This window comes from Cupriavidus sp. SIMBA_020 (assembly GCF_046535395.1).
Classification (GTDB): Bacteria; Pseudomonadota; Gammaproteobacteria; order Burkholderiales; family Burkholderiaceae; genus Cupriavidus; species Cupriavidus campinensis.
This window is the reverse complement of the sequence record NZ_JAWRWU010000007.1, coordinates 13,744-33,768: the sequence shown is the minus strand read 5'-3', so window position 1 is coordinate 33,768 and position 20,025 is coordinate 13,744. Positions and strand designations below refer to the sequence as shown.

The following is a 20,025-nucleotide window of genomic DNA, read 5'->3' as shown; positions in this document are numbered from 1 at the left end:
CGGGAAGGCTGGATCGGCTAAATCGGTCTGGTTTCGTCGACGTCATGCGAACGCCGCTGTGGCGCCAACAGCACACTGGTGGCCAGCGGCCACAGCAGCGCCTCGATGCAGGGCGCCAGCAGCAGCTGCCAGCCCGGCAGGGGCGCGCCCATGGCCAGGCGGATCACCACCGGCACGGCGTGGACGATAAACAGCAGCGGCAGCACATGCAGCGCCTGGGTATAGACGGAGAACCACAGCACGCGGCGGTGGATCGTGATGGCGAAGTAGGCCAGCAGTGTGTAGGCCATGGCGTGCTCGCCCAGCAGGCGGGCATCGTGCACATCCATCAGCAGGCCCAGCAGGAACGCCACACCCATGCCGACCTTGCGCGGCTGGTGGATGTTCCAGAACACCAGCACCAACGCCACCATGTCCGGAATCCAGAGCGTGGTGCCCCACGGCATCAGGTTGAACAGGAACGCGACGATGAACGTCACCGCGATGAACGCGGGGTTGACCGGGCGCAGCAGATAGTGGGGATTGGTCACCGTGCGGGCTCCGTGGCGGCAGGTTTTTCGCCGTTTTTCTCCGCCGACTTCTCGGCACCGGCGCGGGCCGCCGCCGAACGCGCGCCGCGCTCGGCCTTCTGCGGCTTGTCCTCGTCCTGCGGACGCGGGCCCAGCCCGGACTCGTAGCGCACCACCAGCAACTGCCGGTGCGAGCGCACGCCAGCCACCGGCTCGCAATACACGCGCGAGAAGGCCGTATCGGCCTTGCGTTCGATATGGGCGATCTTCGCCACCGGCAGGCCGGGCGGATAGGTACCGTCCAGACCAGATGTGACGAGAAGGTCGCCTTGCTGAAGATCGGCCGAGGCCGCCATGAAGCGCAGGTCGAGCTGCCCGGCGCGCGAGCCGCCGAAGGCCACGCTGCGCAGCCCGTTACGCACCACCTGGACCGGAATCGCCTGGTCCTTGTCGGTCAGCAGCGTCACCTCGGACTGGAGCGGCGAGACCCGCGTGATCTGGCCGATCACGCCGCGTTCGTCGATCACCGGATAGCCGGCGCGCAGGCCCTGCACGCTGCCCCGGTCGATCACGATGCGCTGGCTGTACGGGTCGCGGGCGTCATAGAGGATCTCGGCCGCCACCACCGGCGTGGCCGATTGCTGGGTCAGATTCAGCAGCTTGCGCAGCTGGTTGTTCTCGGCCTCGAGCTGGGCCTGGCGCACGGCGGCGCTGGCCTGCTCCACGGCGCTGCGGCGCAGCTCGCGGTTCTCGTTGGCCAACGTCACGGACGACTGGGCGTAGTCAAAGACGCCGCGCAGCGCGTCGCGCGGCACCAGGACCACGCGTTCCACCGGCATCAGCACGGTGGCGGCAACCTGGCGTGCGACGCGCATGGCGTCGAAGCGGGCATCGACCACGAGCAGCGTCAGCGCGATGGTCACGAAGATGACCAGCCGCGCCACGGCGGACGTGCCTTGCTTGAAGAGCGGCGGTGGGGAGTAATCCATTTACCCGTGCGCAGGCGAAGTCATCCCGCCGGGGGCGGCGGGAGAGGGCGGAAATCTCGTGGCGCACGCACCGGCGCAGCCTGCGGGGGCCGGCATGCCGCGTGTCGCCACGTTGCGGTTCCTGTTCTTACTCGTACGAGAAGATGCTGCCGAGCTTGTCCATGCGCTCGAGCGCCATGCCGGAGCCGCGCACCACGCAGGTCAGCGGGTCTTCGGCCACCAGCACCGGCAGGCCGGTTTCCTCGGCCAGCAGGCGGTCCAGGTCGCGCAGCAGCGCGCCGCCACCGGTCAGCATCATGCCGCGCTCGGCGATGTCCGCACCCAGTTCCGGGGGCGTCTGCTCGAGGGCGATCTTCACGGCGGACACGATCTGGTTCAGCGGATCGGTCAGGGCTTCGAGGATTTCGTTCGACGAAACCGTGAACGCGCGCGGAATGCCTTCGGACAGGTTGCGGCCCTTGACTTCCATCTCGCGCACTTCGGAACCCGGGAATGCCGAGCCGATTTCCTTCTTGATGGCTTCGGCGGTCTGCTCGCCGATCAGCATGCCGTAGTTGCGGCGGATGTAGTTGACGATGGCTTCGTCGAACTTGTCGCCGCCCACGCGCACCGAACCCTTGTAGACCATGCCGCCCAGCGAGATGATGCCCACCTCGGTGGTGCCGCCGCCGATATCCACCACCATCGAGCCCGACGGCTCCGACACCGGCAGCCCGGCGCCGATCGCGGCCGACATCGGCTCCTCGATCAGGTACACCTGGCTGGCGCCGGCGCCCAGCGCCGATTCGCGGATGGCGCGGCGTTCCACCTGGGTGGAGCCGCACGGCACGCAGATGATGATCCGGGGGCTCGGGCGCAGCAGCTTCGAGTCATGGACCATCTTGATGAACTGCTTGAGCATCTGCTCGGTCACGGTGAAGTCGGCGATCACGCCGTCCTTCATCGGGCGGATGGCCTCGATATTGCCCGGCACCTTGCCCAGCATCTGCTTGGCTTCCTTGCCAACCGCCTGGATCGTCTTCTTGGCGTTGGGGCCGCCTTCCTGACGGATGGCCACGACCGACGGTTCGTCCAGGACGATGCCCTTGTCGCGCATATAGATCAGCGTGTTGGCGGTGCCCAGGTCGATGGCCAGGTCGTTGGAGAAATAGCTGCGGAGAAATCCGAACATCAGGAATCCTGTCTTTTGTTGGTTCGCGAGTATGCGAAACGGCCGGCGCCGTGTTCGGCCCGGCCAGGTATACGTTTGCAAGGGTGATGGTTCACGGTTCCCCCGGTGCGCTGCGGCCCGTACCGGCAAGCCGGTACGCCCCGGTGCCGACGGCGAGGGGCGCATGCCCGCCCGGTCATCGGCGATCCGCAACCGGCGCAGCCTGCACGCCGGACCTACGGGAACCTTTGATTAGACTCTGCGCGAAAGTTCGCCGCCAGATGCGCCGGACAGGTCGGAAAATCGCCTGACGATGGCAGAAGCCTAATCGGAGGAACCTGATTGTGAAGTGTGAAACTGCGATGAAAACCGGCTGCTAATCGCGGACTTGCCGCCGGGCCGTGCCTTTATCGTTCGCCAATCGCGTTTCCTGCCTGCTCTTGCAGTCTGTTGCAGTCTTGCGACGCTCGCGCGCCGCGTGCCCCGCCCGACCGCCCTGCCCGGCACTTATGGTGCGTGCCGGCAGTGGCGACGACATCACCGGCGCATGCGCCGGAGTGACCCGCGACCTGCCTGGACCCCGCCATTTGGCGCGCCATGTGAAGTCCGCGTTGCGGGAGGCCTGCAACGCGTAATGATACCTTATAATCCACGCTGTTTCGGGGCGTCAGCGCCCGGAAAAACTTGTAACGAAACGATCCCCGGGGCGCCCCCGGACCCCGCACCGGGCGTCCTGCCCGCCACCCGACCGCACATCTCCAGTCCGATGGACTGAACCCGGCGCCCGCGCCGCATCACGCCATGGCTCTCGCACTCTCCGACGTCAAGCGCATCGCGCATCTGGCCCGCATCGAAACCAGCGATGCCGAGGCCGCGCAGACACTCGCCCAACTGAACAACTTCTTCTCGCTGGTGGAGCAGATGCAGGCGGTGGACACCACCGGCATCGAACCGCTGGCCCACCCGCTCTCCGCCGTGCGCGACATCGCCCAGCGCCTGCGCGAGGATGTCGTGACCGAGACCGACCGCCGCGAAGACTACCAGCGCCCGGCCCCGGCCACCGCGCGCGGCCTCTACCTGGTGCCGAAGGTCATCGAGTGACGCCCGGGCCACCAGCCCGGCCCGCCGCCGCCCCTGACCGCCACCGCAGACACCAGACCGACATGTCCTTTTCCGCTGATTCCACTTCCCTGCGCCAGATCGCCGATGCCCTGGCGGCGCGCACCGTTTCCGCCGAGGAACTCGCACGCGACTACCTCGCCCGCATCGACGCCGCGCGCGACCTGAACGCCTTTGTAGACGTCAACCCCGACCTCACCCTGGCCCAGGCCCGCGCCGCCGATGCGCGCCGCGCCCAGGGCCAGGCCGCGCCGCTGACCGGCGTGCCCATCGCCCACAAGGACGTCTTCGTGACGCGCGGCTGGGCCTCCACGGCCGGCTCGAAGATGCTGGCCGGCTATCAGAGCCCGTTCGACGCCACCGTGGTGGAGCGCCTGGCCGCCGCCGGCATGGTCACGCTGGGCAAGACCAACATGGACGAATTCGCGATGGGTTCGTCGAACGAGAACTCGTACTTCGGCCCCGTGCGCAACCCGTGGGACAAGCAGCGCGTGCCGGGCGGTTCCTCGGGCGGTTCCGCCGCCGCCGTGGCTGCGGGCCTGGCCCCGGCCGCCACCGGCACCGACACCGGCGGCTCGATCCGCCAGCCGGCGTCGTTCTCGGGCATCACCGGCATCAAGCCAACCTACGGCCGCGTCTCGCGCTACGGCATGATCGCGTTCGCCTCGTCGCTCGACCAGGGCGGCCCGATGGCCCGCTCGGCCGAGGACTGCGCGCTGCTGCTCAACGCCATGGCCGGTTTCGATCCGAAGGATTCCACCAGCCTCACGCCCGCCCAGGGCGGCGTGGACGAGGACTTCACGCGCCATCTGGGCCAGCCGCGCGCCGGCGCCAGCGCCGACAAGCCACTGGCCGGCCTGCGCATCGGCCTGCCGCGCGAGTACTTTGGCGCGGGCCTGTCCGCCGATGTGCAAGCCGCCGTGCGCGGCGCGCTGGCCGAGTACGAGAAGCTCGGCGCGACGCTGGTCGACGTGACCCTGCCCAAGACCGAACTGTCGATCCCGGTGTACTACGTGATCGCGCCGGCCGAGGCGTCGAGCAACCTGTCGCGCTTCGACGGCGTGCGCTACGGCCACCGCGCAGCCGAGTACGGCGACCTGCTCGACATGTACAAGAAGTCCCGCGCCGAAGGCTTCGGTGCCGAGGTCAAGCGCCGCATCCTGGTGGGCACCTACGTGCTGTCCCACGGCTATTACGACGCCTATTACCTGCAGGCGCAGAAGATCCGCCGCATCATTGCCGACGATTTCCAGCGCGCCTTCAGCCAGTGCGACGTGATCATGGGCCCGGTGGCGCCCACGGCGGCGTGGAAGCTCGGCGAGAAGACCGCCGACCCGGTGCAGATGTACCTGGCCGACATCTTCACGCTCTCCACCAGCCTCGCCGGCCTGCCCGGCATGAGCGTGCCGTGCGGCACGGGGCAGGACAACATGCCCGTGGGCCTGCAACTGATCGGCAACTATTTCGATGAAGCGCGCCTGCTGCAGGTGGCCCATGCGTTCCAGCAGGCCACCGACTGGCACCTGCGCCGCCCGGCCTGATGACGATGCACGACAAGCGCCTGCTACGCCTCTTCGCCGCGATGGCCCTCGCGGTGGTGCTGGCCGGCTGCTCGCTGCCGTTCGGCGGGCGCTCCACGCCCATCGCCGCGCGCGACATCGACCTGAACGGCGACTGCCGCCGCACCGAGGAGGACGGTTTCCGCGAGGACGCCCAGCTGCGCGTGGCAGACAACGCCGTGCAGCAGTTGCAGTGGAAGCTGTGGGTCGGCAAGCGCGGCTCGTGCAGCTTCAACCTGGCCGAATTTCGTCAGGTGCGCAAGAAGCCACATATCGAGTTGCGCGCCAACGATGGCAGCGCCTGCAAGCTGATGGTCTGGCAGGACCCGCGCCGCGTGACGCTGGCGCATGCGAGCTGCCAGTCGCACTGCACGCCCGGCATCTATGAGGAAGCGTGGCCGGTGATGTTCGAACCGGACACGGGCGCCTGCGCGCGCACGCGATAACGTCTCCCCCATGCCGCCACGCCGCCCACTCTCCTCCTTCGCCGCCGGGGTTATGCCCGGGGTTATGCCTCGGGTGCGGCGCTGGCTGCGCGCGGGACTGGCGATGATGACGGTGAGCGCGGTGCCGGCGTGGAGCACGGTCTCGGCGCCGCAAGCGCCGATCTCGGCTTCCAGCGCGCCGGCGGTGGCGGCTTCGGTGGCAGCTTCCGCGGCCACGTCCACGCCGGCCGCCCCCGCGCCCATCGTCCAGCGCGTGCGGCTGGCCGGCGATGCCGGCATGCCAACATTGCCGGCCTACTGGTTCCTGCCGCGCGACAGCGGCCATCCACGGGCGCAGCCGCTGCCGGTGGTGATAGCGCTGCACGGCTGCGGCGGGCTCGAAGACACGCACCGCGTGGCGCGCCGCACGGGTTCCATCGACGAAATCCTCAATCCGGCCGGCACCATGCAGGCCCGCTACCGCGAGTACGCGCACTGGCTGACCGAGCGCGGCTACGCCGTGCTGATGCCGGACAGCTTCGGCCCGCGCGGGCGCATCACCAGCGGCTGCGGTGATACGCCGGACGCACGCGGCATCGACGACAAGACCCGCCGCGCCGACGCCCTGGCCGCGCTGCGCTGGGTGGCGCGCCAGCCCGGCGTGGACCCGCGCCGCATCGTGCTGCTGGGCTGGTCGAACGGCGCGCAGGCAGTGCTGGCCGCCATCGACGCCAGCCGCCCGTGGCCGGCCGGCACGCCTGCCGTGGAGCGCGCCGTGGCCTTCTACCCGGCCTGCAAGCGCGTGGTGCGGCAGCACAATTTCAAGCTGCGCGCGCCGGTGCTGATGATGATTGGCGGCGCGGACGACTGGACCCCGGCCACCCGCTGCGCGATGCTCCAGAACGCCGTGCTGGCGCGCCAGCCCGATGCGCGCTTCCGGCTCGAGATCTACCCGGGCGCCTATCATGGCTTCGACGGCACCAGCGAGCTGCACGGCCGGCGCGACGCGCCCCGGCGCACCCCGGGCGCCGATACCGCCAGCGGCGGCGACGCCCTGGCGCGCGTAGCCGCGCTCGCCCAACTCGATTCGTGGCTGTTGAACCCGGCGCCCTGAAGAACGCCGGGTCCGGCCCTATATAGAACAGAACAGAAGACTTAAACCAGGAATACCGCCATGCAATGGGAAGTGGTGATCGGCCTGGAGACGCATACGCAGCTCTCCACCGCCTCGAAGATTTTTTCCGGCACCTCCACCGCGTTCGGGGCCGAAGCCAACACGCAGGCCTCGCCCGTGGACCTGGCGCTGCCGGGCGTGCTGCCCGTGCTGAACAAGGGCGCCGTCGAGCGCGCCATCGAGTTCGGGCTGGCCATCGGCGCTCATATCGCGCCGCGCAGCATCTTCGCGCGCAAGAACTACTTCTACCCTGACCTGCCGAAGGGCTACCAGATCAGCCAGTACGAGATTCCGGTCGTGCAGGGCGGCACCATCACGATCCAGGTGGAAGGACGGCAGGGCGTCTACGAGAAGACCGTGAACCTGACCCGCGCCCACCTCGAGGAGGATGCGGGCAAGTCGCTGCATGAGGACTTCGCCGGCATGACCGGCATCGACCTGAACCGCGCCGGCACGCCGCTGCTGGAGATCGTGACGGAGCCGGACATGCGCAGCTCGGCCGAGGCCGTGGCCTACGCCAAGGCCCTGCACTCGCTCGTGGTATGGCTGGGCATCTGCGACGGCAACATGCAGGAAGGCAGCTTCAGGTGCGACGCCAACGTCTCCGTGCGCCCGGTCGGCCAGAAGGAATTCGGCACCCGCCGCGAAATCAAGAACCTGAACTCGTTCCGCTTCCTCCAGCAGGCCATCGACTACGAAGTGCAGTGGCAGATCAACGAGATCGAGGACGGCCGCAAGATCGTCCAGGCCACCGTGCTGTTCGACCCGGACACCGGTGAGACGCGCGCGATGCGCACCAAGGAAGACGCGCACGACTACCGCTACTTCCCCGATCCGGACCTGATGCCGCTCGAGATCGACAGCGAGTGGGTCGAGCGCGTGCGCGCCGGCCTGCCCGAGCTGCCGGTGGCGATGCAGGCGCGCTTCGTCTCGCAGTACGGCCTCTCCGCCTACGATGCAAGCACGCTCACGGCCACCAAATCCCTCGCCGCCTACTTCGAGGCCGTGGTGACCGAGGCCGGCGTGGCCAGCGCCAAGCCGGCGGCCAACTGGCTGATGGGCGACGTGGCGTCGCAACTGAACCGCGAAGGCATGGCCATCGACGACGCCCCGGTGCGCCCGGCGCAACTGGCCAAGCTGCTGGCACGCATCGCCGACGGCACGGTGTCCAACAACACCGCCAAGAAGGACGTCTTCCCGGCGATGTGGGCCGGCGAGTCCGGCGGCGACGCCGACGCGATCATCGCCGCCAAGGGCCTCAAGCAGATGTCCGACACCGGCGAACTCGAGAAGATCATCGACGACGTGCTGGCCGCCAACGCCAAGTCCGTCGAAGAGTTCCGCGCCGGCAAGGAAAAGGCGTTCAACGCACTGGTCGGCCAGGCCATGAAGGCCACCAAGGGCAAGGCCAACCCGGCCCAGGTCAACGAACTGCTCAAGAAAAAGCTCGGCTGACCCGCCCTCGGCGTCATCCGAACCCTCTGACGAAAGAAGCCGGTCCGCGCAAGCGGCCGGCTTTTTTGTTGGGCGCCCCTGAGCACCCCTAAGCACCCCTAAGCGCCCCGCAGCGCCCGCTCCAGCGCCACGATGCGCGCCTCGAGGTCGTGCAGGCGGCGCTCGCGCGAGGCGAGGGCTTCCTGCATCTGGGCGATGGGCGCGCTCAGTTGCCCCACGGTGGCCGCGTCGGTCGGCGCGGTGCCCGGCGCGACGTTGATGATCTGGCGCTGCAGGGTGTTGGTGCCGACCGAGACCGTCAGGTCGCGGTCGCAGTACGAGGCCGTGCCGAGCGCCACGCCGTGCGCGGCCGCCGCGCGGCTGCCGTGCCCGAGCGCCACCGCGAACTCGGTGCTGGCGACGGCGTCGGTGCCCACGGCGACCGCGCCGGTATTGGTGGCCTGCGCCATCGGCCCCACGGCGATCGCCGTCGCGCCGGAGGCTTCCGATCGCTGGCCCAGCGCCACGCTTTTGTGGCCGGACGCCACCGCGGCCATCCCCACCGCCGTGGTGCCGCCCACCTGGAAGCTGTCCGCGCCGGACGCCACGGCATTGCCGCCGATGGCGACGCTCCACGCGTAGGCGGCCTGCGCTTTTTCGCCGATGGCGACAGAGCGGCTGCCAAAGGCATACGTATTGCAGCCCAGCGCCACCGAGCCCGCGTCCACGGGGTCTCGCGAGGCGACATCGGCACGGGCATTCAAGCCGATGGCCACACCCGGGCCTGACTCGCTGACCGTAGCCCCCTGGCCGAGCACGACGCTGCCGCCCCCGGTAGCGACGGTATCCGCGCCAATGGCGATGGCGTTGCTGCCGGCTGCCGAAGCCGCCGCCCCGGTGGCGTTCACCTGCACATACTTGAGCCCGGTCTTGCCCGTGGCGAGGTTCTCCACGGTCTGCGACAGCGCGGCGATGTCCTGGGCATTGCCAGCGACTTGGGCCGCCGTCTCGGCCAGCTGGCCGCCGGTGACGGCGTCGCTGCTGCCCTGGCTCACCTCGCCGGGCCGTAGCCCCGTCACCAGTGTCGATGGCAGCGTAGCGCGGCTCTTGCTCTTGTCGTCATAGGCCAGGTAGGGCGCACCACCGCCACCGCCACCGCTATTCCCGCCATTACCGTTGGCGGACGATGGATTGTTCCCTGCTTCGAGATCAGTCTGAGACATTGCCATGAAGGGCTCCTGGAATCGGGTTGATCAGCACCACGGCACGGGCGCATACGCTGCCCATGCCGTCGCCATGGTCGCTACCCCCTTTCCGGAAGTACATGGATCGCCCCGACGGCGCTCACTCCACCGGCACCACGCTCACCTCCACCTCCACCTCCACCGTGTGCTCACCCCGCCCACGAACGGTTGCCGCCCGCACTACCTGTGGCGCACCGCACGCTCCAGCACCGCGAGGCGCGCCTCGAGTTCAACCAGCTGCTGGTTTGTCTGGAAGAGCTGGCTGCCTGCCACCGCATCCGTGCTCTGCAGGCTCTGCTCAGCGGGTCGCAACCCCGCAACTTTTACCGATTGCAGCGTAAGCCGGGTCTTGCTCCTGTCGTCGTAGAGCACCAGCGCACTCTCCACTTCCCCGCGCGCATTCACGGACAGGCCCGCCTCCTTCAACTGGCCGACCGTGGCGGCATCATCCTCCTCCTGCCCCGCCGCAACCCGTGCGATGAAGCGACGGGTGCTGTCATTGCCGACAGATACTGTCTGCGCGCGATCGGTCGTGGAAGCGCAACCCAGCGCCACACTCTGGGCGCCATTCACGCACGCACTCGCGCCGATGGCCACTGCTGAATCACTGTCAGCGAGGGCCAGATCGCCGATAGCAATCCCCTTGTTGCCACTGGCGCTCACCGTCGCCAGAAACCCGGCCGCAACCGCTCCATAAGCGTTGGTAAAGGTGTAATAGCCCATGGCAGTGGCGGATAATGCATATACTTGGGCATACGCACCCACATACACCGAGCCCGGATAGTCCGCGCTGATTGTTCCCGCCAGGTAGCCGACAGCGACGCATTCCTCGGAATCCACCTCGGCACCGCTGGCAATCGCCACCGACTCGATGCCATTGGCCTGACTAGCCGGACCGGTGCTGTTGACTGCCAAATACATCATGCCGTCGTCTTTCAGCGCAATGGCGTCAACCCGTTCCCGTAGCGCATTGAACTGTTGCAGGGTGACATACTGGCCCGGGCGGTCCCTGTCCGAGGCGTTGGCCCTAGTCTGGACATCAGTCTGATTGCTCATTGCGTTCTCCGTCAGCTGCCGCGGCGGACAGCGCCCCATCCTGAGTAAGAATGCCGTGTGACCGCACCATGTGCTCAAGCCACCCGGGGCCATTCCTGCACGACTACCTGTCGCGCACAGCACGCTCCAGCGCCGCGAAGCGCGCCTCGAGTTCGACCAGCCGCTGATTTGCCTTGAAGAGCTGGCTCCCCGTTACCGCTTCCGTGCTCTGCGCGCTCAGTTCAGCGGGGCGCAATCCCGACACCCTTACCAACGGCAGCGTCAGCCTCGTCTTGTTCCTGTCGTCGTACAGCACCAGCGCACGCTCCACTTCGCCGCGCGCATTCACGGGCAGGCCAGCCTCCTTCAACTGGCCGACTGTGGCGACATCATCATCCTCCTGCCCCGCCGCAACACGGGCGATGAAGCGGAGCGCGCTGTCATTGCCTACGGACACCGTCTGCGCGCGATCGGTCGTGGAACCAGCGCCTATCGCCACACTCTGCTCGCCGCTCGCAGTGGCACTCGCGCCGATGGCCAAGGCTGAATCACCGGCAACGATGGCTGTGTTGCCGATACTGATCCCCTTGTTACCAAGGGGGTCCACTATCGCGGCAGACCCGATCGCAACCGCTCCATAAGCCTGAGCGAGCGTGTCAAAGCCTATGGAGGTGCTGCACGTTTCGCTGGCTAGGGAATACGCCCCCACACACACCGAGCCCTGGCCAGATCCGGTAGCCAGGTAGCCGACTGCAACAGATTCTTCGGAATTTGCGGAGGCACCGCTGGCAATCGCCACCGACTCGTTGCCATTGGCCTGACTATCCGGACCGGTGCTGTTGACTGTGAAGTACGCAATGCCGTCTTCTGTCAGCGCAATGGCGTCAACCCGTTTCCGTAGCGCATTGAATTGTTGCAGGGTGACATACACACCCTGCAAGTCCCTCCCCGGAAGATTTCTCCTTGCTTCGATCTCGGTGCGATGGGTCATTGCAGTTCTCCGTAAGGTGCCGTTGGTGGACGGCGGGCATCATGGCGCCACAACGTCCAGGACGTCACCATGTTCCGCGGTCCCTCTCCATAAGTACATGGATCGGCGGGACGCGACCATCCTCGCAAGCCGCCCTTCGGAAGACCATGGATCGGCGGGCGCCGCCGATCACTCCACCGGCACCACGCTCACCTCCACCTCCACCGTGTGCTCGCCCCCGCCCACGATGACGCCGTGCAGCAGGGGCACGTCGCTGTAGTCGCGCGCGATGGCCAGGGTGACGTGGCGGGTGTCGGCCAGCATGTCGTTGGTCGGGTCGAGATCGACCCAGCCGTTCCCGGGGCACCAGACGCCGGCCCACGCATGGGAGGCATCGGCGCCCAGCAGGCGCGGCTCGCCCGGCGGCGGATCGGTGCGGAGATAGCCGCTGACATAGCGCCCGGGCAGCCCGAGCGAGCGCAGGCAGCCGATCATCACCTGGGCGAAGTCCTGGCACACGCCGCTGCGCAGCGCGAAGGCCTCCAGCGCGGGTGTGTGGACCTCGGTAATCTCGGCGTGATACTCGAAATCGGCGTGGATGCGGTGCATCAGGTCGATGGCGCCGGCCACCACGCTCACCCCGGGCGTGAAGCTGCGCCGGGCGTAGTCGCGCAGGTCCGCGTGCAGCGCCACATTGGGCGAGGCGAAGACGAACTCGGCCTCGGGGTCGAACGGCTGGCCGGCGCGGTAGCGCAGCCGTTGCGCGGCCTGCTCCCACGGCGGGCTGCGGGCCGGGTCGAGCCTGGCCCAGCGCGGCGTCAGCGTGACCGTGCTGGCCGTGGTCAGCTGCATGGTCTCGTGCGGCACGTCGAGCATGAAATGCAGCACGTTGTTGCCGAAGGCATCGGTGCGCACGTGCTGGTGCGAGGGCGGCGGATCGATGTCGGTGCAGTGCGCGCTCACGGCCTGCCACGGGTAGGACGGCGGCGTGACCACGGCGCGCTGCTGCGCGTGCTCCACGGGCCAGGCGTACTGGTAGGTGGTGACGTGGTGCACGCTCAGGGTGGACGGCGCCTCGGGCGCCGGGGCGGCCGCGGGCTTGGTGGCGGGCACTGGATTCACGCTCATGGCAGGTCCGTTTCCGGCGCCACGCCGGCATGGCTGAAGTAGCGGCCGCCGATTTCGTCGGACAGCTTGGCCATGCGCGCGCCGAGCTGGTCGCACAGCGCGGCCAGCGTGGCATGGCGGCCCTCGTCATCAGTGGCGCACAGCACCGTGCGCGACGGCAGCGCGCTGGCCGGCGGCAGCAGTTCCGCCAGCGGCACGCGGGCCTGGCCCGTGGCGCCGGTCGGCAGTTGCACCAGCTTCTCGCGCAGGCGGTCCAGCACGCCGTAGAGGCCGCGCGGGTTGGTGGCGTCCAGCACGAGCAGGTCCACCAGCGCCGGCACGTCGGTCCGGCCCGGGAACAGCGAGCGGTAGGTCAGCGTGCTGTCGAACAGGTGCAGCAGCAGGTCGAAGCCGCTGCGCGAGCGCAGCGCGCCACTGCGCTCGGCCACCTCCAGGAACAGCGCCAGCGTGGAGACGCGCTCGATATGACGGCCAATGAACACCAGCCGCCACGCTTCGTCGCGCGACATGCGGTCGCCCTGCGCGCCGCTGATCGCGCCGAGCTGCATCGACAGTTGCTCCAGCGCGACCAGCACCCGGGAGCGGTCGTACGCGCCCTCGCCGCTGGCCGAGCCGGCCGGGCACGCGGCGGCGGCCATCGCGTCGTGGAAGTCGTTGCGGGCGGCCAGGATGGTGCGCCAGTGATCGTTCGAGAGCCGGTTGCGGATCTCGTTGGCCGCGCGCGCGTGGCTGGCCAGCGTCTGCACCACCCCGGCGCTGCCGCTGGGATCGGCCAGCGCGGACACCAGGCTGCGCTCGAACACCCGCAGCGACGCCTGCGGCGACGGCGTCTGGGCCGGCACCAGGCCGAACCACTGCGCCAGCTGGCCGATCATGTTCAGCGTGCCGTCGTCGGTTTCGTCGTTCGATTCGATCGATCCGAGGATCTGCCGGCACAGGCGCACGGTGTTCTCGGCACGCTCCGCGTAGCGGCCGGCCCAGTACAGGTTCTCGGCGGCGCGGCTGGAAACAGCCAGCGGGCGCGAGGCGGGCGCCGCCGCCAGCCCGCTGCGCGCGGCCAGCGGGCTGGCGGCGGCGCCCGATGTCTGGCTGGAGAGCACCCAGGTGTCGGCGCTGGTGCCGCCCAGCTGCATCGACACCGCCTCCAGCCGGGGCGGCGCCAGTCTCATGAACCCGCCCGGCATGACCTGCCAGCCGCCGTTGCCATCGGCGATGGCAAACACGCGCAGCATGGCCGCCCGTGAGCCGATGCGCCCGCCGCCGCGCCCGTCCGGCTCCCAGCACGGCGTGTGCGAGAGCGGCAGCGGCGCCTGCAGCGTGTAGCGGTCGGGCGTCTCGGCGATGCGCGCGCGCCAGTCTTCGAGCGGCTGCAGCCCGCGCTCCATGCCCAGGCGCGGCTCGCCCGGCACACGCGGATAGGTCGGCATGACGAAGGCCTCGGACAGCGTCGCCATGGCCTCTTCCTGCGCGGCGGCCTCGCCGCACCACCAGCTCGACACGGCGGGCAGGATCAGCGTCTCATCCAGCAGCGCGCGGGCGATGCCCGGCAGGAAGCCGTGGATTGCCGGCGACTCCAGGAACCCCGCGCCGGGCACGTTGGACACCATCACGTTGCCCGCCCGCATCGCCTCCAGCAGCCCCGGCACGCCGATGGTGGAGTCGCTGCGCAGCTCCAGCGGGTCGCAGAACACGTCGTCCAGCCGGCGCAGGATCACGTCCACGCGCTCCAGCCCGCCGAACGTCTTCAGGTAGACCATGTCGTTGCGCACGGTCAGGTCCTTGCCTTCCACCAGCGTGATGCCGAGGTAGCGCGCCAGGAAGGTGTGCTCGAAGTAGGTCTCGTTGAACGGCCCCGGCGACAGCAGCACGATGTGCAGCCCGCCGCTCGACGGCAGCGAGGCCCCTTCATCCGCCCCCGCCACCAGCGGTGCATGCGCCAGCGTGGAGATGAGCTGGGCGAAGGCCGGCGGCAGCCGCCGCACGCGCATCTCGCGGAAGGCATCGGCGAACTGGCCCGAGATGATCAGCCGGTTCTCCAGCGCGTAGCCCATGCCCGACGGGGTTTCCGTGCGATGGGCGATGACGGTCCAGCCATCGTCGGTATGGACCAGGTCGATCGCCATGGTCTGGAGGAAGCTGCCGCCCGGCGGCTGGTAGCCCTTGAGGGGCCGCATGTAGCCGGGATGGCCGTAGACCAGCCCCGGCGGCAGCAGGCCGCGCGTGAGCAGCGTCTGGGGGCCGTAGATGTCGGCCATGATCGCGTTGGCGAGCGTGGCGCGCTGGGCCGCGCCGCGCTCGATCACGGCCCAGTCCTCCTCGGCGATCAGGAACGGCAGCAATTCCAGCTGCCACGCCCGCGCGCCGCCGCCCTGGTCGGCATAGACGTTGTAGGTCACGCCGTTGTCGCGGATCTGGCGCGCCACTGCCGCCGCGCGCGCCGCCAGCGCGTCCGGGCTCAGGCTGCCGAGGTCGCCCTGCTCGCCCAGTTCCGCGAAGAAGCGCGCCCAGGGCGCGCGCAGCGTGCCGTCCGGCAGGCGCAGCTCGTCCAGATGGCCGTCCGGCACGGGCAGGGCCAGCCGGCCCGCCATGGCAGCCGGGCTGTCCGATCCGTCGAGGGGAAGCGACGACTGCAAGGGCACGGGGAGAGGTCTCCGGGGGAGGGTGTCGGCTTATATCTGCCGCAGATCGAGCGTAAAGGGGAATTCGAGGCTGCGCTCCACCGGCGGCGCCACGGACCGCCCCGGCGTATGGCCGATGGTGAAGAAGCGGGCCAGCCGCCGGCTTTCGGCCTCGTAGGCGTTCACCGGGAATGTCTGGTAATTACGGCCGCCGGGGTGGGAAACATGATACTGACATCCCCCAACGCTGCGATCCATCCACGTATCCACCACGTCGAAGGTCAGCGGGGCATGGGAGCCGATGGTCGGATGCAGCGACGACGGCGGCGCCCAGGCGCGGTAGCGCACGCCGGCCACGTACTCGCCGGCGCGGCCGGTGGGCTGGAGCGGGATGGTCCGGCCGTTCACCGTCACCACATGGCGGGTCTCGTTCATGCCGAGCACGCGCACCTCCAGCCGCTCCACCGACGAATCGACATAGCGCACCGTGCCGCCCGCCGCGCCCTCCTCGCCCATCACGTGCCACGGCTCCAGCGCCGCGCGCAGTTGCAGCGAGAGCCCGGCCGCCTCGGCCTCCACCTCGCCCACGCGCGGGAAGCGGAACTCGAAGTGCGGCGCAAACCACGCGGACTCGAACACGAAGCCGGCGCTGCGCATCTCGGCCAGCACGTCCTCCAGATCCATCTGCACGAAGGTGCCGAGCATGAAGCGGTCGTGCAGCGCCGTGCCCCAGCGCGTGAGCCGCGCGGTATAGGGCGTGCGCCAGAAACGGGCGACCATCGCCCGCAGCAGCAGTTGCTGCACCAGGCTCATGCGTGCGTGCGGCGGCATTTCGAAGGCGCGCAGCTCCAGCAGGCCGAGCCGGCCCGTGGCGCCATCGGGGGAATAGAGCTTGTCGATGCAGAACTCCGATCGATGCGTATTACCCGTCACATCGGCAAGCAGGTTGCGCAGTGCCCGGTCGATCAGCCATGGCGGGGTGTAGCCATCGCCGGCGCCTTCGTGCAGCGCCACCTGCCGGCGCAGTTCCGCGAAGGCGATCTCCAGTTCGTAGAGCTGGTCGTTACGGGCCTCGTCCACGCGCGGCGCCTGGCTGGTCGGGCCGATGAACAGGCCCGAGAACAGGTAGGACAGCGCCGGATGGTTGTGCCAGTAGGCGATCAGGCTGGCCAGCACGTCGGGCCGGCGCAGGAAGGGGCTGTCCGCCGGGGTGGCGCCGCCGAGCACGAAGTGGTTGCCGCCGCCCGTGCCGGTGTGGCGCCCATCGAGCATGAACTTGTCGGTGGAAAGGTGCGTCTCGTGCGCGGCCTGGTAGAGGAACTCGGTGTGATCCACCAGTTCCGCCCAGTTGCTGGCCGGATGGATGTTGACCTCGATCACGCCCGGGTCCGGGGTGACCTGGAGCAGCTTCAGGCGCGGATCGCGCGGCGGCGGGTAGCCTTCCATCACGATCTTCATGCCGAGTTCGGCCGCCGTGGCTTCCACCTCGGCCACCAGCGCGAGGTAGTCCTCGAGCACGGTCAGCGGCGGCATGAAGACATAGAGGATGCCGCGCTTGTCGCCCATCGACTTCAACTCGACGGCCGGGCCGGCGGCGCGGCTGGGGTGGCGTACTTCGACGCAGAGCGCGGTACGGATGATGTCCGCCGCCGACTCGCCCAGCGCGGGCGGGCGGGTGAAGGCCGGGGCCAGGCCCGCTGCGTCGGCCGTGGCGGCCGGTGCGGGTGCTGGCTCCGCTGGTGTTGCGGGCCCGGAAGGTGCCGGGGCGACGGTCTCGCCGCGTGCCTGGGCGCGCCGTACCGCCATGGCGGCCGGGCCCAGCCCGGTCGGTTCAAGCGACAGCCCGCCGGCCGGCGCCGGCAACTGGCTGCGCAGCGGCGTGGTGGCCGGCAGCGGCGCGCGTGGCGCGAAGGGGTCCTGGTCGAACTGCCACGGGTAGTCGGCCTCGGACACCCACGGCAGGGCGTCGAGCGGCAGCCGGTAACCCATCGGCGAATCGCCGGGCAGCAGATACATGCGGTCATCGCGCAGGAACCACGGGCCGGTAATCCACGCGGCGTCATTGCGCGACGGCGGCTCCTGCGTGGCGCGGGCCAGCGGCAGCACGTAGCCGGTGACGCGCGACAGGCCGCTCTCGAACACCCGGCGCAGCCGCGCGCGCTCCATGGCGTCTTCCAGCCGCGCCTCATGCGGATCGACATTGACCGGCAGGCTGCGCTCGCGCCACAGGTAGTACCAGACGTCCTCGTAGCCGGGCAGGATGAAATGCGAGGCCAGGCCGAGCCGCGCGGTCAGGGTTTCGATGAAGCGCCGCGCGTCGGCGTCGGTGTAGGCGTCCGGCTCGCGCTCATCGGCGAACAGCGCCGGGTTCTCCCAGCACGGCACGCCATCGGCACGCCAGCAGATCGACAGCGCCCAGCGCGGCAACTGCTCGCCCGGATACCACTTGCCCTGGCCAAAGTGCAGGAAGCCGCCCTCGCCATATTGCGCGCGCAGCTTCTGCACCAGTTCGGTGGCCAGCCCGCGCTTGGTGGGGCCGAGCGCGTCGGTATTCCACTCAGCGCCCTCACGGTCGCGCGCGGCGACGAAGGTGGGCTCCCCGCCCATCGTCAGGCGCACGTCCATCTGCTGCAGGGTGCGGTCGACGGCGGCGCCGGCCGCATCGACGGCCATCCACTGCGCCTCGGTATAGGGCTTGGTCACGCGCGGGGACTCATAGATGCGCGTGATCGACATATGGTGCTCGAAGGAGACCTCGCACTCGTCCACCGCCCCGCTCACCGGCGAGGCGCCGCCGGGCTCCGGCGTGCAGGCCAGCGGGATGTGCCCCTCCCCGGCCAGCAGCCCGGAGGTGGGGTCCAGCCCGATCCAGCCGGCGCCGGGCAGGTAGACCTCGCACCAGGCGTGGAGGTCAGTGAAATCGGTCTCGGTGCCCACCGGGCCATCCACGGCCTTCACGTCGGGCGTCAGTTGCAGCAGGTAACCGGAGACGAAGCGCGCCGCCAGCCCAAGATGGCGCAGCGTCTGCACCAATAGCCAGCCGGTGTCGCGGCACGAGCCGGAGGCGTTCTCCAGCGTGGTCTCGGGCGTCTGCACCCCCGGCTCCATGCGGATCAGGTACCGGATGTCGTGCTGGAGGCGCTGGTTCAGGGCCACCAGGAAATCCAGCGTGGCGGTGGGCGTGCGGTCGATGCTGGCCACGAAGGCCGCCAGCCGCGGCGTCAGCTCGCCGCGCACCAGATAGGGGGCGAGGTCGTGCCCGAGGCTGGCGTCGTAGTCGAACGGAAACGTCTCGGCCGATGGCTCCAGGAAGAAATCGAACGGGTTGTAGACCGCCATTTCCGCCACGAGGTCCACCGTGACCTTGAAGCTGGTGGTCTTCTCCGGGATGACCAGGCGGGCGAGGTAGTTGGAGAACGGGTCCTGCTGCCAGTTCACGAAGTGCTGCGCGGGCTCGATGCGCAGGGAATAGGACAGGATCGGGGTCCGGCAATGCGGCGCGGGGCGCAGCCGCACGACTTGCGGTGACAGATTCACCGGCCGGTCGTAGCGGTAATGCGTGACATGGTTCAGCGCGACGTGCGTAGCCACTACAACCTCCCAGGGGTGCGGTGAATCGTCAGTGAAGCGTCAGTGAATCGTCCAGATAGGCATCGGCCGGATGGGAATGCAGCAAGCAAGACTTGTACCGAGCCCCGTCGGCAGACCGCGCCATGGGCCGGCTAGGTGGTGCGCGCGGCGCTTCACATCGGCCCGCCGCTCTTGGCGCGCAGGCCCTCCTCCAGCAGCGACCGCAGCTTGGCCAGCGCGCCGGGGTCGCCGCCCGCCGCCGCGCGGGCGTACCAGATCTTGGCCTGCTCGATGTCCTTGTCCACCACGCCCGGCTCGCCGCGCTCGTAATAGCTGCCGACGATGTACTGCGCGCCGCCGTCGCCGGCCGTGGCGGCCCGGCTGTACCAGGTGAACGCCTTGCCGTAGTCGCGCGGCACGCCCCGGCCGGTGAAGTAGTTGGTGGCCAGCGCCATCTGCGCCTGCACGTGCCCGCCCTGCGCCGCGCGCTCATACCAGCGGTTGGCCTCCTCGAGCGACTTCGGCACCAGCTCGCCGCGTTCGCTCAGATCGCCCAATGTGAACTGCGCATGTGTCATCTGGTTGTCAGCGGCCTTGCGCAGCCAGACCAGCGCCTCCTGCGGCTTGGGCGCCGTCCCCTCGCCCCGCAGCAGCATCATCGCGTAGTTGAACTGGGCCAGCCGGTTGCCCTTCTGCGCCGCCGCCGCAAACCCCTGCAGCGCGGCATCGAACCGCCCGGCCTCGTAGGCACTGACGGCATCGCGCGTCTGCGCCTGCGCGGGCGCCGGCGGCTCGGTGGCGGCCCGCATCGGCGCGGCATGGGCCACGGACCCCATGAGTACGACCAGAACCATGCACGCCAGGACGGCAGCAGCGGCCTGGCGAATCGGGACAAGGGAGGCAGACATGACGTGACTCCGGCGAACGGGGGTCGGACGGAACGGGGCGCTACCAATTCAGTGTAGCGGACGACGCTTCGACCGGCTCGCCAGAATGCGAGTCGTCTTATGTACGTGGATTGGACGGCACAGAAGACTGGGGGACACCGCCTGCAGAGAATGGGGATGCAAACGAAAAAGGCTCCCGAAGGAGCCTTTGTTC

At 69.1% G+C, this 20,025-nt stretch carries 15 protein-coding genes; 5 read left to right on the top strand and 10 right to left on the bottom strand.

What is annotated here, in order from left to right; translation table 11 throughout:
• Nucleotides 1-17: 17 nt before the first annotated feature.
• From mreD to SB751_RS14995, 3 genes are all read right to left on the bottom strand, one after another.
• Complete coding sequence (gene mreD, locus SB751_RS15005; protein ID WP_144202584.1) at nucleotides 18-530, bottom strand: rod shape-determining protein MreD; 513 nt, start codon at nucleotides 528-530, stop codon at nucleotides 18-20.
• Nucleotides 527-1,498: a rod shape-determining protein MreC gene (gene mreC / locus SB751_RS15000; protein WP_144202586.1), complete on the bottom strand. Its 972-nt coding sequence runs from the start codon at nucleotides 1,496-1,498 to the stop codon at nucleotides 527-529. Before mreC ends, mreD begins: the two co-directional genes overlap by 4 nt.
• 127 nt (nucleotides 1,499-1,625) lie before the next feature.
• Complete coding sequence (locus tag SB751_RS14995) at nucleotides 1,626-2,669, bottom strand: rod shape-determining protein (RefSeq protein WP_011296266.1); 1,044 nt, start codon at nucleotides 2,667-2,669, stop codon at nucleotides 1,626-1,628.
• A 780-nt stretch (nucleotides 2,670-3,449) separates the two neighbouring features.
• On the opposite strand from SB751_RS14995, the gene gatC reads away from it, so the two are divergent.
• From gatC to gatB, 5 genes are all read left to right on the top strand, one after another.
• Nucleotides 3,450-3,749 (top strand): Asp-tRNA(Asn)/Glu-tRNA(Gln) amidotransferase subunit GatC, encoded by a 300-nt coding sequence (gene gatC / locus SB751_RS14990; RefSeq protein WP_144202588.1) that lies wholly within the window; start codon nucleotides 3,450-3,452, stop codon nucleotides 3,747-3,749.
• 62 nt (nucleotides 3,750-3,811) lie between these two features.
• The gene (gene gatA / locus SB751_RS14985; protein ID WP_410748202.1) at nucleotides 3,812-5,308 is read left to right on the top strand and encodes an Asp-tRNA(Asn)/Glu-tRNA(Gln) amidotransferase subunit GatA; all 1,497 of its coding nucleotides are present in this window, start codon (nucleotides 3,812-3,814) and stop codon (nucleotides 5,306-5,308) included.
• Nucleotides 5,308-5,772 (top strand): hypothetical protein, encoded by a 465-nt coding sequence (locus SB751_RS14980; protein ID WP_144202592.1) that lies wholly within the window; start codon nucleotides 5,308-5,310, stop codon nucleotides 5,770-5,772. Before gatA ends, SB751_RS14980 begins: the two co-directional genes overlap by 1 nt.
• Nucleotides 5,773-5,875: 103 nt before the next feature.
• Nucleotides 5,876-6,865 (top strand): dienelactone hydrolase family protein, encoded by a 990-nt coding sequence (locus SB751_RS14975; protein WP_244845096.1) that lies wholly within the window; start codon nucleotides 5,876-5,878, stop codon nucleotides 6,863-6,865.
• Nucleotides 6,866-6,925: 60 nt separating this feature from the next.
• Complete coding sequence (gatB, locus tag SB751_RS14970; RefSeq protein WP_144202596.1) at nucleotides 6,926-8,380, top strand: Asp-tRNA(Asn)/Glu-tRNA(Gln) amidotransferase subunit GatB; 1,455 nt, start codon at nucleotides 6,926-6,928, stop codon at nucleotides 8,378-8,380.
• A gap of 98 nt (nucleotides 8,381-8,478) precedes the next feature.
• On the opposite strand, the gene SB751_RS14965 is transcribed toward gatB, so the two are convergent.
• The 7 genes from SB751_RS14965 to SB751_RS14935 form a co-directional block, all read right to left on the bottom strand.
• The gene (locus SB751_RS14965) at nucleotides 8,479-9,588 is read right to left on the bottom strand and encodes a hypothetical protein (RefSeq protein WP_144202598.1); all 1,110 of its coding nucleotides are present in this window, start codon (nucleotides 9,586-9,588) and stop codon (nucleotides 8,479-8,481) included.
• A 195-nt stretch (nucleotides 9,589-9,783) separates the two neighbouring features.
• Nucleotides 9,784-10,659, bottom strand: a complete 876-nt coding sequence (locus SB751_RS14960; RefSeq protein WP_410748201.1) for a hypothetical protein — start codon at nucleotides 10,657-10,659, stop codon at nucleotides 9,784-9,786.
• Nucleotides 10,660-10,762: 103 nt separating this feature from the next.
• A complete protein-coding gene (locus SB751_RS14955; protein ID WP_144202604.1) occupies nucleotides 10,763-11,629 on the bottom strand; it encodes a hypothetical protein in 867 nt (288 codons plus the stop codon).
• A gap of 168 nt (nucleotides 11,630-11,797) precedes the next feature.
• A complete protein-coding gene (locus SB751_RS14950; RefSeq protein ID WP_144202606.1) occupies nucleotides 11,798-12,736 on the bottom strand; it encodes a transglutaminase N-terminal domain-containing protein in 939 nt (312 codons plus the stop codon).
• A complete protein-coding gene (locus SB751_RS14945; RefSeq protein ID WP_410748200.1) occupies nucleotides 12,733-15,375 on the bottom strand; it encodes a circularly permuted type 2 ATP-grasp protein in 2,643 nt (880 codons plus the stop codon). Before SB751_RS14945 ends, SB751_RS14950 begins: the two co-directional genes overlap by 4 nt.
• Nucleotides 15,376-15,405: 30 nt before the next feature.
• Nucleotides 15,406-18,945, bottom strand: a complete 3,540-nt coding sequence (locus tag SB751_RS14940) for a DUF2126 domain-containing protein (protein ID WP_284454411.1) — start codon at nucleotides 18,943-18,945, stop codon at nucleotides 15,406-15,408.
• Between the two features lie 152 nt (nucleotides 18,946-19,097).
• On the bottom strand, nucleotides 19,098-19,778 hold the full coding sequence (locus tag SB751_RS14935; RefSeq protein WP_377731808.1) for a tetratricopeptide repeat protein: 681 nt from the start codon (nucleotides 19,776-19,778) through the stop codon (nucleotides 19,098-19,100).
• Nucleotides 19,779-20,025 lie beyond the last annotated feature (247 nt).

What these genes read in the sequence shown, in the direction of transcription:
- SB751_RS14950 (WP_144202606.1), bottom strand. Translation starts at nt 12,736, where the DNA reads ATGAGCGTGAATCCAGTGCCCGCCACCAAGCCCGCGGCCGCCCCGGCG.
- gatA (WP_410748202.1), top strand. Translation starts at nt 3,812, where the DNA reads ATGTCCTTTTCCGCTGATTCCACTTCCCTGCGCCAGATCGCCGATGCC.
- SB751_RS14975 (WP_244845096.1), top strand. Translation starts at nt 5,876, where the DNA reads ATGATGACGGTGAGCGCGGTGCCGGCGTGGAGCACGGTCTCGGCGCCG.
- SB751_RS14965 (WP_144202598.1), bottom strand. Translation starts at nt 9,588, where the DNA reads ATGGCAATGTCTCAGACTGATCTCGAAGCAGGGAACAATCCATCGTCC.
- mreC (WP_144202586.1), bottom strand. Translation starts at nt 1,498, where the DNA reads ATGGATTACTCCCCACCGCCGCTCTTCAAGCAAGGCACGTCCGCCGTG.
- gatB (WP_144202596.1), top strand. Translation starts at nt 6,926, where the DNA reads ATGCAATGGGAAGTGGTGATCGGCCTGGAGACGCATACGCAGCTCTCC.
- gatC (WP_144202588.1), top strand. Translation starts at nt 3,450, where the DNA reads ATGGCTCTCGCACTCTCCGACGTCAAGCGCATCGCGCATCTGGCCCGC.
- SB751_RS14995 (WP_011296266.1), bottom strand. Translation starts at nt 2,669, where the DNA reads ATGTTCGGATTTCTCCGCAGCTATTTCTCCAACGACCTGGCCATCGAC.
- SB751_RS14980 (WP_144202592.1), top strand. Translation starts at nt 5,308, where the DNA reads ATGACGATGCACGACAAGCGCCTGCTACGCCTCTTCGCCGCGATGGCC.
- SB751_RS14935 (WP_377731808.1), bottom strand. Translation starts at nt 19,778, where the DNA reads ATGGTTCTGGTCGTACTCATGGGGTCCGTGGCCCATGCCGCGCCGATG.
- SB751_RS14955 (WP_144202604.1), bottom strand. Translation starts at nt 11,629, where the DNA reads ATGACCCATCGCACCGAGATCGAAGCAAGGAGAAATCTTCCGGGGAGG.
- SB751_RS14960 (WP_410748201.1), bottom strand. Translation starts at nt 10,659, where the DNA reads ATGAGCAATCAGACTGATGTCCAGACTAGGGCCAACGCCTCGGACAGG.